At 72.4% G+C, this 12,286-nt stretch carries 10 protein-coding genes and 1 pseudogene; 3 read left to right on the plus strand and 8 right to left on the minus strand.

Translation table 11 applies throughout. From position 1 onward, the window contains the following. Window positions 1–32: 32 nt before the first annotated feature. The gene (locus ACIQ1J_RS14605; RefSeq protein ID WP_210963059.1) at window positions 33–1,091 is read right to left on the minus strand and encodes a DUF2637 domain-containing protein; all 1,059 of its coding nucleotides are present in this window, start codon (window positions 1,089–1,091) and stop codon (window positions 33–35) included. A 292-nt stretch (window positions 1,092–1,383) separates the two neighbouring features. Beyond that, the gene (locus ACIQ1J_RS14610; RefSeq protein WP_403557048.1) at window positions 1,384–2,229 is read right to left on the minus strand and encodes a (2Fe-2S)-binding protein; all 846 of its coding nucleotides are present in this window, start codon (window positions 2,227–2,229) and stop codon (window positions 1,384–1,386) included. A gap of 167 nt (window positions 2,230–2,396) precedes the next feature. Between ACIQ1J_RS14610 and ACIQ1J_RS14615 the strand changes: the two genes are divergently transcribed. Continuing rightward, window positions 2,397–3,248 carry an FCD domain-containing protein gene (locus ACIQ1J_RS14615; protein ID WP_403557049.1) on the plus strand — a complete coding sequence of 284 codons (852 nt, stop codon included), beginning with the start codon at window positions 2,397–2,399 and terminating at the stop codon, window positions 3,246–3,248. A gap of 68 nt (window positions 3,249–3,316) precedes the next feature. Here ACIQ1J_RS14615 and secD read toward each other — a convergent pair whose 3' ends face one another. The 4 genes from secD to ACIQ1J_RS14635 form a co-directional block, all read right to left on the minus strand. Further along, window positions 3,317–5,656, minus strand: coding sequence for a protein translocase subunit SecD (gene secD / locus ACIQ1J_RS14620; RefSeq protein WP_403557050.1), 2,340 nt, complete (start codon window positions 5,654–5,656; stop codon window positions 3,317–3,319). A gap of 76 nt (window positions 5,657–5,732) precedes the next feature. Further along, complete coding sequence (locus ACIQ1J_RS14625) at window positions 5,733–6,167, minus strand: hypothetical protein (protein WP_403557051.1); 435 nt, start codon at window positions 6,165–6,167, stop codon at window positions 5,733–5,735. Between the two features lie 101 nt (window positions 6,168–6,268). Next, entirely contained in the window at window positions 6,269–6,982 is a 714-nt protein-coding gene (locus ACIQ1J_RS14630; protein ID WP_210963064.1) for a response regulator transcription factor, read from the minus strand. 2 nt (window positions 6,983–6,984) lie between these two features. Continuing rightward, window positions 6,985–7,938 (minus strand): HAMP domain-containing sensor histidine kinase, encoded by a 954-nt coding sequence (locus ACIQ1J_RS14635; protein WP_403557052.1) that lies wholly within the window; start codon window positions 7,936–7,938, stop codon window positions 6,985–6,987. A 339-nt stretch (window positions 7,939–8,277) separates the two neighbouring features. Here ACIQ1J_RS14635 and ACIQ1J_RS14640 point away from each other — a divergent pair, with 339 nt between their 5' ends. Both ACIQ1J_RS14640 and ACIQ1J_RS14645 read left to right on the plus strand, forming a co-directional pair. Next, window positions 8,278–8,604: a TraR/DksA C4-type zinc finger protein gene (locus ACIQ1J_RS14640; protein ID WP_403557053.1), complete on the plus strand. Its 327-nt coding sequence runs from the start codon at window positions 8,278–8,280 to the stop codon at window positions 8,602–8,604. Window positions 8,605–8,668: 64 nt separating this feature from the next. After that, window positions 8,669–8,904 (plus strand): annotated as a pseudogene (locus ACIQ1J_RS14645) (hypothetical protein); the annotation flags it as partial. A gap of 678 nt (window positions 8,905–9,582) precedes the next feature. Here ACIQ1J_RS14645 and ACIQ1J_RS14650 read toward each other — a convergent pair. After that, complete coding sequence (locus tag ACIQ1J_RS14650; RefSeq protein WP_403557054.1) at window positions 9,583–10,926, minus strand: MFS transporter; 1,344 nt, start codon at window positions 10,924–10,926, stop codon at window positions 9,583–9,585. Window positions 10,927–11,193: 267 nt separating this feature from the next. After that, window positions 11,194–12,231 (minus strand): LacI family DNA-binding transcriptional regulator, encoded by a 1,038-nt coding sequence (locus ACIQ1J_RS14655; protein WP_403557055.1) that lies wholly within the window; start codon window positions 12,229–12,231, stop codon window positions 11,194–11,196. Between the last annotated feature and the right edge of the window lie 55 nt (window positions 12,232–12,286).

Here is a 12,286-nt window from a genome sequence, read left to right on the forward strand (position 1 = left end):
CGCCGGGAGCCCCCCGGCGCCGCACACCTCGGCTAGCCGAACTGCTGCTCCAGATCCTTGAGTTTGCGCTCCAGGGAGTCCAGGCGCGGCAGGGCCTGGGTGTCGTCCTCCGCCGTGAGGTCGACCGTGACCTGGTCAGTTCCGTGGCGTACCGGCTGCAGGGAGGGCCGCCGGGCCGCGGGCAGGGGTTCCGGCGCGGATATGGCAGGCTCCGCGGTGGCGGCGCGCTCGGTGCCCCGCTCCACCTGCTGCACCTCGACCTCGACCTGCCGACCGCCGCGACCGGGGAAGCCCCGGGGGCCGCCGTGGCCCCGGCTGATCGCCTTGAGCTGCGCCCGCTCCAGACGCTCCTGCTCGCGCCGGCGCTGCTTGGTCTCTTCCCTCTTGCGCATGTCGTCGCGCACCTCCTCGACGGCCTCGTCGAGGCTGCGCACGCCCTCCAGGAGCATCAGCGACCAGGCGCGGTACGTCTCCCTGGGCGCCCGCAGCCAGCGCACCATGCGGATCTGCGGCAGCGGGCGCGGCACCAGGCCCTGCTCGCGCAGGGCGGCCCGGCGGGTCTGCTTCAGGGCCCGGTCGAACAGCACCGCCGCCGACAGGGACATGCCCGCGAAGAAGTGCGGGGCACCCGCGTGACCGATGCCGCGGGGCGCGTGCACCCAGTTGAACCACGCCGCCGCGAACGCGAACGTCCACACGAGTATGCGGGAGCCGAGCGCCGCGTCACCGTGACTGGCCTCGCGCACCGCGAGGACGGAGCAGAACATCGCCGCCCCGTCGAGGCCGAACGGGACCAGGTACTGCCAGCCGCCGCTCAGGCCGAGGTTCTGCTCGCCGAAGCCGACCAGACCGTGGAAGGAGAGTGCCGCGGCGACCGCGGCGCAGCAGAAGAGCAGGACGTAGGAGAAGGTGCCGTAGAGGGCCTCCTTGCGCCTGCGGCGTTCCTCCATGCGCTCCCACGAGTCGTCAGCGCCCGCGTCCTTCCCCGAGGAACGCTTGCCGCGCGCGAGCACCGCCACAGCCGCCAGCATGCCCAGGAGCAGCACGGCGCCCGGAAGCAGCCAGTTCAGCGATATGTCGGTCAATCTCATCTGGGGGTCCCTTGCCTTGGGATAGGGCGTAACGCCCGCCATGGTGGCCCAAACCCGGCGGCCCTCAGAGGGTTTCGGGGCAAGAGGCAGCCAAGGGAGTGCGAGGGGATGCCCAGGGCGGCGTTCTGCTCGAACTATCGCTTGAGGGGCGGGAGTTGAGTTCGAATAAGACTACCCGTACGAGTGGTTCCACGGAAAGTTCCCGTGACGCGTGAGGAAGTTGTGGAACGACGCCGGTGATCTTAGCCGACGATCACGGGGGTGGCCGCGCGTGAGTGCGCCCGGGGGGAGCTCAACCCGCTGTGGCGAGCAACTTGTTGACGCGGTCCGCGTCACAGGTGCGCGGGCAGGTGGCGCAGGTGTCCTCGGGGCGCAGGGTGTAGAACATGCAGCAGCTCGCCCGGTCCCGGGTGTGCAGCGGCTCGCCGTCCGGTCCGGTCAGCTCGCGGAACGCCGCCTTGCCGACGTAGGGCTTGGTCGCGCCCGGCAGCAGCAGCTCCAGTTCGTGCCGCGCCCGCTCCTGCTCGCCGAGCAGATGGGCGACGTACCACAGGCCCTCGACGACCTCGTCGGTCGCCATGCCCCACAGAGCGCGGCCGCGCCGTCGCATGCGTGGTCCGAACCCCGCCAGCACCGGTTCCATGTGCTCGGCGACCGCGGCGCGCACCTCGGCCCGCAGCGCCTCCTCGTCGGCGACCACGCGGGCGCCGGGCAGTCCGGCGGCGGGATCGCCGGGCAGGCAGGCGAAACCGGCGGAGTGCACGGCCATGCGGCCGAGGGGGAGGCCGGGGGCGGAGCGGTCGTAGGCGACGTGGGTCGCGGGGTAGCGGGGCACCCTGCGGTGCAGGAACCACGGCACGGTGATCAGCAGGCAGGCCGGCCACGCGTACCGGTGCAGTCCGAAGCTCGCGACCACGTCCGGCCGGGCCCGTTGCCCGTAGTCCCGGACCACCTGGGCGTCGTCCCAGGCGAGGAACGCCTCCAGCTCCGCCCCGCCCGCGGCGAGCGCGCCGGCCGCGACCCATCCGCCGCCGCGCGGAAGTTCGCCGGCCGCGTCCAGCTCGGTGACGCCCAGTCCCGGAAGAGCCTCGGACAGGCGCGCGTAGGCGTCCGTGAGGGCCGAGCGGGTGACAGGCATGCGGGACCACCGATCCACGTCCGAGCAACGGGCTGCTTGAGGTAAGCCTTACCTTACCCAAGATCCTCGGGATTTGAACTGGCGGCCCGTGCCCTTATGGTGCTTGACGGACGGGTGACAACCCGCCGTAATGACCCCAAGTACCGACACGTCCCGCAGGAGGACCCGTGAAGCCGAGCGCGCAGGGTCCCGCGGGGACGGCGACCGGACGGGTCCGCACCGCCGGGCCGACCGGATCGGCCGCGTCGCGCGAACCGGCCGCACCGGTGCGGGTTCCGGCGCAGCCGAGTGCCTCGGACGTGGACCGGGACAGGGCACGCGGCGCCGTGGAACCGGCCGGAGCGCGCGGCGAGCACACGCACAGCGAACCTCCCCCGCCCCGCCCGCGCGCTCTCGTCCAGCGCTCCTCCGTGCGCGGGCAGGTACTCGACGCCCTGCGCACCGCGCTGGTCTCCGGTGAGCTGCGGCCCGGCGAGGTCTACTCGGCGCCCGCACTCGGCGAGCGCTTCGGCGTCTCGGCCACGCCCGTCAGGGAGGCCATGCAGCAGCTCGCCCTGGAGGGCGCGGTCGAGGTCGTCCCCAACCGCGGCTTCCGCGTCGTCGAGCGCGGCGACCGGGAACTGGCCGAGCTGGCCGAGGTCCGGGCCCTGATCGAGGTCCCCGTGCTGCTCCGCCTGGCCCGTACGGTGCCGGCCGAGCGCTGGGCGGAACTGCGCCCCCTCGCCGAGGCCACCGTCCGGGCCGCGTCGTCCGGCTGCCCGGCCGCGTACGCCGAGGCCGACCGTGCCTTCCACCGCGCGGTGCTCGCGCTGGCCGGCAACGACCAGCTCGTCCGCATCGCCGGTGACCTGCACCGCCGTGCCCAGTGGCCGCCGGCCGGCGCCGCCCCCCTGGTGCGGGGGCGGGCCGACCTGATCGCCGACGCGCACGAACACACGGCGCTGCTGGACGCGCTGATCGCCGGCGACCCGGACCTGGTCCGGACCCTGGTGGGGGAGCACTTCGGCGAGACGCGCTGAGCGCGACGACGCGGGCGCGAACCCCGCGGGGTCCCCGCGAGACGGCTCGCGGGGTGGCTACGGGGTGGCTATGAGACCTCCTGCCGTTCCGTGCGGCTCGCCGGCACCTTCCTCTCCGTGGTCCGCCCCTTGCGACGCGCGGGACGGGACCCGGAGCCGCGGTCGTACATCTCGATGGCCAGCGGAGAGGCGGTGAACACCGACGAGTACGTGCCGACTCCCACGCCGATCAGCAGCGCGAGGGCGAAGTCGGTGAGCGAGTCGCCGGCGAGGAAGGCCAGCGAGGCGAGGATGAGCACCGCGCCCATGCCCGTGTTGACCGTGCGCGGCAGGGTCTGCAGGATCGCCTGGTTGGTGAGCCGGGCGAACGGTGCCTTACGGTCCTTGCCGGCGAGCAGCTCCCGGATGCGGTCGAAGAGGACGACCGAGTCGTTGACCGAGTAGCCGATCACGGTCAGCAGCGCGGCCAGGAACACCCCGTCGATCGGCTTGCCCAGCCAGGCGAACACGCCGACCAGGATGACCACGTCGTGGGCGAGCGCGCCGACCGCCGCCGTGCCGAACAGCAACCGGAAACGGACGGCGAGGTACGTCAGCTGGGCGGCCAGGGCCAGGCCCAGCGCTATCAGGGCGTCCTTGCGGAGCTCCGCGCCGAGACTCGGGCCGATCAGCTCGTCGCGAACCTTCTCCGTCTCCCCGCCCAGCTCGCTGATGGCCTTGGTGACCGTCTCGGCCTCGGCGTTGGTCAGCTTCTCGGTGCGCACGGTGAGGTCGCCGGCACCGGAGGACTGGACGACGGCGCGGGGGAAGCCCGCGTCGGCGAGGGCGTCCCGTGCCCGGTCGGCGTCGACCTGGGCGGCCGTGGAGTACTCGATGAGCCGTCCGCCGGTGAACTCGATGCCGAAGTCGAGGCCGCGGACCAGGATGCCGGAGCCGGCCGCCACCAGCACGACCGCGCAGGCGGCCAGCCAGCGGCGCGGGCGGCGCATGAGGAACGGGTCGCGGCGCAGCAGGGCGTCACGGACCGGTCCGGTGGTCGAGATGCCGGTGAGGTGCGGGCGGCGGAAGACCGGGGGGCGGCTCGCGGCGAACTCGGCGAGCACCCGGGTGATCACCAGGGCGCTGACCATGGAGGCCAGGACACCGATGCCCAGGGTGACGCCGAAGCCCTTCACCGGACCCGAGGCCAGGAAGAACAGCAGGGCGGCGGCGATCAGCGTGGTGATGTTGGAGTCGGCGATCGCGCTGAAGGCGCTGCGGAAGCCGGCGGTCAGCGACGAGCGCGTGCTCGGGCGGGTACGGGCGGCCTGTTCCTCGCGGGCGCGTTCGAACACGAGGACGTTGGCGTCCACCGCCATGCCGATGGCCAGGACGAAGCCGGCCAGGCCGGGCAGGGTCAGGGTGGCGCCGATCGCGGCCAGGGCGGCGTAGGAGATCACGCCGTAGCAGAGCAGGGCCACGGTCGCGAGGACGCCCATCAGCCGGTATACGACGATGATGAACAGCCCGGTCAGCGCGGTGCCGATGACGGCGGCCCAGGCGCCGGCCGAGATCGCCTCGTCGCCCAGGGTGGCGCCGATGGTGCGCTGCTCGACGGTCTCGACCGGCACGGGCAGGGCACCGCCCTTGATGAGCAGCGCCAGTTCGCGGGCCTCGGCGTCGTCGAAGGAGCCGGTGATCTGGGTGGAGCCACCGGCGATGCCCGCCCCGCAGGCCACGGAGGGGTCGACCTGCGGTGAGGAGATGATCTTGTTGTCGAGCACGATGGCGACCCGGCGCTGCGGGTCGCCGGCCGGATGGCAGGCGGCTTCACCGGTCACCTCGGCCCAGCGGTCGCTGCCCGCGTCCTCGAAGTCGACGGTGACGTGCCACCCGGCTCCGCCCTGTTGGTCGAAGCGGGCGTCGGCGCCCTTGACGTCCTGTCCGGTCAGTGTGGCGGCCTTCAGCCGGAGGAACTGACCGGACTCGTCCGGCAGGACGGGCTCGGCGTCCGTGCCGGACGGGTTCCCGGCGCTGTTTTGGGGGGCATCGGCCGGGCCTAGCACCGAGTGGACGGTGAGCTGCGCGGTGCGGCCCAGTACGTCGGCCGCCTTCTTCGGGTCCTGTACGCCGGGCAGCTCGACGACGACGCGGTTGTCGCCGGAACGGACGATGGCCGGCTCGGCGACGCCGAGCGCGTCGATACGGCCGCGCAGCACCTCCACGGTGCGGTCGGTGGCCTCACGGTCGGCCTCGGTGGTGGCGGTGGACTTGGTCTCCAGCACGATCTGGGTGCCGCCGCGCAGATCGAGTCCGAGGCGGATCGGCATGGTCAGGGCGATGGCCACGGCCCCGGCCATCACGAGGAGGGCGACGAGCGCGCGCCCCTTCGTGGAGTGGGCTCGGGAGCGGGGACGAGAACGTTTCAACACGGGCCTCCGGCGGGCGCGCCGCGACGGCGGCCCAGCGCGGCCGCGGCGAGGGATGGTGGAAGGACGGGGTGTCTCAGGTGCCGGAGGGGACGGGAGGAGCCCGCCCGCGGTCGTGGCTCGTACGGCCGGGGGAGACGGGTACGGGGTCCGGCACGGCCGGGGCCCGCCGGAGGGCGGCCGGGGCGGTGCCCGAGGCGCGCGTGGTGGTGCCGGGGCGGTCCGGTGGTGCCGGACGCTCTCCGAGATGGTCGTGCCGGGCCCTGGCCTGGGCGGCGCAGGTGGTGGCACAGCCGTCGTCGGCGTGGTGGCCGCCGTCCGGGCGCGGGACGGTCGCCGCCGCGGGCACCGCGGCCGGCCCCGGCACAGCGATGCCCGCGCCGGCCCCGGGCCAGGCCGGGACCAGGGTCAGCACAACGGCCAGCAGCGCGGTGAGCGTCGCCGCGAGCCGGTGCCCGGAGCCCGGGGCGGGGGTGCGTCGTGCGGGGGCGGTGCGTCGTGCGGGGCGCAATGCACCGTCCCCTTTCGTCGCGGGTTCCTGTCGGGCGATGCGTGTGGTGGGTTCGCCGTGGGTGATGCGGCGGTTCGGAGAGGCCGGGCCGGCAGGACCGGTCAGGGTTCGATGAGTCCGGCCCGGATGGCGTAGCGGGTCAGTTCCAGGCGGTCGCGCAGACCGAGTTTCTGCAGGAGGTTCGCCCGGTGCCGCTGGACGGTCTTGATGCTGATGAAGAGGATCTCGGCGATCTCCTTGGAGGAGTGGCCCTCGGCGACGAGCTTGAGGACCTCCTCCTCCCGGGGCGTGAGGATGTGGTCCGCGCTCTCCTCGCCGTGCCGGACCCGGTCGAGGTAGTTGCGGATCAGCGCGGTCACCGCGCCCGGGTACAGGAAGGGCTCGTCGCGCATCGCGGCCCGGCAGGCGGCGACCAGATCGCGGTCGGCGACGGACTTCAGCACGTACCCGCAGGCCCCCGACTTCAGAGCCTGGAACAGGTACTGCTCGTTGTCGTGCATCGTCAGCATCAGGATGCGCAGCCCCGGCTTCAGCGCGGCCAGCTCCCGGGCGGCCTGCAGACCGGTCAGGCGGGGCATCGCGATGTCCAGGACCGCCAGGTCGACGGCGTGCGCACGCGCCATGTCGATGGCCTCCGCGCCGTCCCCGGCCTCGGCCACCACCTCGAGGTCCGGCTCCCGGTCGAGGATGAGCCGCACGCCGCGGCGTACGAGCGCGTGGTCGTCGGCGAGGAGGATGCGGATCCTCGACGGGTCGGGCGTGGGCGCCGCGGCCCGGTGGGACGCGGTGGGACCGGGCAGGGAGGGGTCGGACATGGTCAGGGCTGCTTCCTGGGGACGGGTGCGGTGAGCCGGATCCGGGTGCCGGCGCCGGGTGCCGAGGTGATGTCGAGGGCGGCCCCGATGAGCAGGGCCCGTTCGCGCATGCCGCGGATACCGGCGCCCTCGCACGCCGCCTCGATGCCGCGGCCGTCGTCGGCGATGCTGAGCGTCACCGCGCCGTCGGCGGGGCCGAGGCCCACCTCCAGCCGCTGGGCGTCCGCGTGCCGGGCGGCGTTGGTCAGGCTCTCCTGCGCGACGCGGTAGAGGACCAGCTCGGTCTCGGGGTCAAGGGCGGGCAGATCGGCGTCGAAACGCCGCACCACACGCAGCCCCGTGTGGGTGGCGAAGTCGTGCGTCAGCGAGGACAGCGCGCTGATCAGGCCGAGGTCGTCCAGGACGCCGGGCCGCAGCCGGCGCACCAGGCGACGGACCTCGTCCAGGCTCTCCCGGGTGATCTCCTGCGCCTGGTACAGCTCGTCGCGCAGCGGCTGGTCGGCGTCGTCCGCGGCGCGCCCCAGGACCAGCAGGATCGCGGTCATGCTCTGCCCGACCTCGTCGTGCAGCTCCTGCGCGATACGGCGCCGCTCCTCCTCCTGGGCGAGCAGGACGCGGGCGGTGCTCGTGGCCCGCTCGTGCTCCAGCCGGTCGAGCATGGCGTTGAAGGTGCGGATCAGCTCGGGGACCTCGCCGCCGCCGGACACCGGCAGCCGCTGGCCGGGGCGCAGCAGGTCGACGGTGGTCATCAGCTTCGTGAGCCGGTCCAGCGGTGCCAGACCCCAGCGCAGCAGGGCGCCGTTGGCCACCAGCATGACGCCCAGGCCGCCCACCAGGATGACGGCCTCGGTCAGCAGCACCGGCACGGAGACGGTCACCGGAGCCCACAGCAGCAGTGCCGTGGCGAAGCCCAGCACCACCGCGTTGAGCCCGAAGATCCGCCAGAACAGGGACACCGGGGGTACGCCTCCTTCTGCGACGCGTCGACTGGTACGCCTCCACTGTCGGCCATCGCGCACCCTCGGTGGGAGCTGCGGCCCAGGTCGCGACCGAGCAAGCGACCAGCTTCCCCCGTCCGCCACCGCCGGGTCGATGGGGCCCGGCCCCCATTTCCGGGTCGCGGTACACCCATACGGCCGCCCCCGGGCGCCGCCGAGTGGATCCTCCGTCCCCGGCCGGATGGGGCCTGCGCCCGATGGGTTTCCCCCGATGGCCCGGCCAGGGTTGAGGACGACCGGGTCCGATCGGCCCGGCTCTCGTCATACCCGCGGAACTCTCCGAGAGAAGGACTCACCGTGTCGCTCGACGCCTCCCGCATCGAACCCCGCCCCGAGCGGCTGACCGCTCACGAGGCGCGCCAGCGTCTCGAACACGCCCGGAACACCCGCATGACACAGCTGCGGGCCCTCGGAGAGAGCGGCCAGGCGGACGATCAGCTGATGTCCGCGCAGAAAACCGCCATCGAGCGGGTGCTCAAGGAGATCGAGGAGGCCTTCGCCCGTATCGACGACGGCACCTACGGCGCCTGCCTGGGCTGCGGCAAGCCCGTCCCGGGGGAGCGTCTGGAGATCCTCCCGTACACGCGGTACTGCGTCGCCTGCCAGCGCCGCACCGCCGCCTGACCACCGTCCGTCCAGTCCTCGTCGCCCGCCCCGCCCCGGCCTCGCCCGGCACCGGCCGTGGCCGATGTGCCGTCAGTGCGGCGGCGTCGCCCTCGGCATGGGCAGCGCCCGTCCCCGCGCCCGGGTCTCCGGGCGCGCAATGACCCTCGACGTGCCGACGGTGACCTTCCCCGGCGCCGGTGCGGTGTATCCCATGAGCGCGGCTCCGTCGTCGACACCCGGGGCAGGGCCCGGATGCTCGACCGGCTACCGGGTCACCGCCTGCCCCGCTTCGCCCGCCCTCAGGTCTGGGTGGACGCGGTGGGGGAGATCACCGAGCCGCCGCTGACCTCGGAGCAGATCCGCAGCCGCACGATGGGCTGGGCGATCCTCGCCTTCCTGGGCGTCGTCCTCGCCGTCCGCGCCGCCACGTGGCCACCGCACTTGTAATGCGTAGGTCTCGGGTTCGAATTCCGAAGGCGGCTCAGTGAAGGCCCAGGACAGATAGCATCTGACCTGGGCCTTTGTGGTTTTCGAGATCGGATGACGTGGGTGGAGTGCCTCGTTCAAGGCTCCATGATCGCCGTCGGTGGACAACCGGTGGACAACCGGTGGACAGGCGTGCAACGAGCGTGCGGAGCGGTGGACAACCGCATGGCCGCCGGTAGACGATCCGCGCCCGGAACTGAGCGGGCGTCCGTGGTCCACCGGAACCTTGCGGCTGGAGGCGTTCTTGGCGGGTTCTCATAAAAAGGCGACCTGCGGCTTCGGCTGATGGAGAATCACCAGGCCGGGACATCGCTACGGAGGAACCAGTCGTGATCGTGTTGCGCTTCGACGGAGACGCTGGGAACTTCGCCCTCCACATCCAGGAGGAGAGCGTGCAACTCAACCGGGGCATGGGCACCATCTGCTTCCAGATGGGTCTGAAGGTCAAGACGCCGGACAGCACCACGGAGGCCGGCAGGATCCTGGCGATGCAGGCCGACCTCTACGGCATCAGGCTCCCTTGCTCGTCTTTCGGGGCTCGATCTGGATCTGCGGGAGAGGGTGGCTCCAGCCGACCGCGAGCCGGTGGCCGCCGGCTCTGACGAGGAGGAGGCCGGTGACCGTCGCGGTGACAGCCGCCACCGCGCCGGCCGCAGCAAGGCCGGCCCGGGCTCCGTAGGTGTCGGTGATCCAGCCCACCACCGGAGCGCCGAGAGGCGCGCCGCCGAGAAGGACCATCATGTACAGCGCGGTGACCCGGCCGCGGAAGGCCGGGGCAGTGGAGGTCTGCATGGTGGCGTTGGTGGTGACGTTGACGACCATGGCGAACAGGCCCATGGGGACCATGAGCAGCGCGAAGCTCCACAGAGTCGGCGTCACGGCGGCCACGGCCTGCAGTACGCCGAAGGCAAGCGCGGCGAGGAAGGGCAGTCTCCGCCGTGTGGCCTCGTGTCGGGCGGCGAGCAGCGCGCCTGTCAGAGAGCCCGCTGCGACCAGGGTGTTGAAGAGGCTGTAGGCGCCCGCACCGGCATGGAAGACGTCGTCGGCGAAGGCCGAGAGGTGGACGGGGAAGTTGAGCGCGAAGGTGCCGAAGAAGCCGACCAGGACGATGGGCCAGACCAGGTCGGGGCGGCCGGCGACATAGCGCAGGCCCTCACGCAGTTGCCCCTTTCCGCGTGGCGCGCGCTCGACGGCGTGCAGTTCGCGGCTGCGCATCAGCATCATGCAGGCCAGGGGGGCGGCGAAGGACACACCGTTGAGGAGGAACGCCCACCCTGTGCCGACGCCCGTGATCAGGAGCCCCGCTAGGGCCGGACCGATCAGCCGGGCGGACTGGAAGTTCGCGGAGTTGAGGCCGACCGCGTTCCGCAGCAGTTCCGGGCCGACCAGTTCGGAGAGGAAGGACTGGCGGGCGGGGTTGTCGAGCACGGTCGCGAGGCCCACGGCGAACGCGGCGGCGTACACGTGCAGGACGTTAACGCGGCCGGCCAAGGTGAGGACGGCGAGCGCGAGAGCGGTGAGGGCCATGGCCACCTGGGTGGCGAGGAGTATGGGGCGCTTGGGCAGGCGGTCGACGAGGACGCCGCCGTACAGGCCGAATAGCAGCAGGGGCAGGAACTGCAGGGCGGTGGTGATACCGACGGCGGTCGAGGAGCCCGTGAGACTGAGGACCAGCCAGTCCTGGGCGATGCGTTGCGTCCAGGTGCCGTTGTTGGAGACAACCTGCCCGAGGAAGAACAGGCGGTAGTTCCTCACCTTCAGTGCCGACAACAGAGGGGCCCTGGGGGAAAGAGTGCCGAACGAATCTCGGGTGTCGGGTGTGGGGGCGGAACCGGTGCCGGGTTCCGTACTCAATCGGGCTCGCCTCCTGGTCGTCGTCCGGCGCGTGCGTCGGCTGTTGTTCCGGTGTGCGGCTCCGGCGCCGCCGAAGACGACGACGGTCCGGGTGGACCGGTCCGCCGACGGCCGGGCCCGCCCGTCGGCGATTGCGCGTCCGACCATGAGTGTCGCGTCGTGCAGGGCTGCCGGGCACGTAGGCGGGTGTGCGGGGGAGTATCCGCGGGTGCGGGTGCGGGTGCGGGTGCGGGTGCGGGTGCGGGTGCGGCGAGAAGGTGCGGTTGGCTACACGACCGGGGACATCGCGGGTGCCGAGGTCGAGTCGCGGACCACCAGTGCGGGCCGGTGCAGGATGGACTGACCGGTCTCCCCGCCGCCCCCGTCCATGACCTGGCGCAGCTTGGCGAACGCGGTGGCGGCCATCTCCTCCACCGGCTGCCGCACCGTGGTGAGCGCGGGCATGGCCATGCCCGCGAGCATGATGTCGTCGTAGCCGGTCACGGAGACGTCGCGGCCGACCACCAGGCCCGCTTCCCTGGCGCCCGCGACGATACCGAGCGCGCACATGTCGTTGATGGCGACGATCGCGGTCGGCGGATGGGGGGAGGAGAGGATTTCCAGCGCGGCGACACGTCCGAGTTCGGCGGTGTCCCGGTCGTCGAAGTCCACCGTGTCGGCTCCCGACCACACGACTCCGGCCTCCGGGGGCAGGCCGGCGGCCTCGATGGCCTGTTGGAACCCGCTGTAGCGTTCGGCCCGGTTGACACTCCCGATCGAGCCCGACACGAAGGCCAGGCGCGTGTGCCCCAGGGCCAGCAGGTGCTCCGTCGCCAGGCGCATGCCGAGAACGTTGTCGGTCCCGATGTTCACCGCGCGGTGCGGATCGCCGGGCTGGGCGGTGCGGTCGAAGGCGACCAGTCCAAGCCCGGCCTCGACGGTGGGCTTCACATGGTCGAGGGAGGGAAGGGACGAGCACAGGACGACCCCGCCGATGCCGTCGCCCCAGAGCTCCTCCACGTAGCGACGCTCCCGCTCCGGGTCTCGCTCGCTGTTGCACAGGAGCATGTAGAAACCCTCTGCCAGCGCCGCCGCTTCGAGATGCCGGGCGAACGTGCCCCAGAACGGATTGGCCACCGACGGCACGATGAGGCCGAGCATCTGGATCCGTCCGGTGCGCAGCTGCTGGGCGGCGCGGTTGGGGCGGTAGCCGAGGCGCCGGATCGCCGACTCCACCCGGGACCGTGTCTCGGGCAGCATCTTGCCGGTCCGGCCGTTGAGCAGGTTGGAGACCGTACTCGGGGAGACCCCCGCTTCCTCTGCCACCTGGTAGATCGTTACCCCGGCCACTGCACCCTCTCCCGATGAATCGGAAACCAAA

This window comes from Streptomyces sp. NPDC097107 (assembly GCF_044762405.1).
GTDB classification, from domain to species: domain Bacteria; phylum Actinomycetota; class Actinomycetes; order Streptomycetales; family Streptomycetaceae; genus Streptomyces; species Streptomyces thinghirensis.

Bases quoted from the DNA above. Each gene is read 5' to 3' on its own strand.
- ACIQ1J_RS14605 (WP_210963059.1), bottom strand. From the start codon at position 1,091: ATGAGATTGACCGACATATCGCTGAACTGGCTGCTTCCGGGCGCCGTG.
- ACIQ1J_RS14610 (WP_403557048.1), bottom strand. From the start codon at position 2,229: ATGCCTGTCACCCGCTCGGCCCTCACGGACGCCTACGCGCGCCTGTCC.
- ACIQ1J_RS14630 (WP_210963064.1), bottom strand. From the start codon at position 6,982: ATGTCCGACCCCTCCCTGCCCGGTCCCACCGCGTCCCACCGGGCCGCG.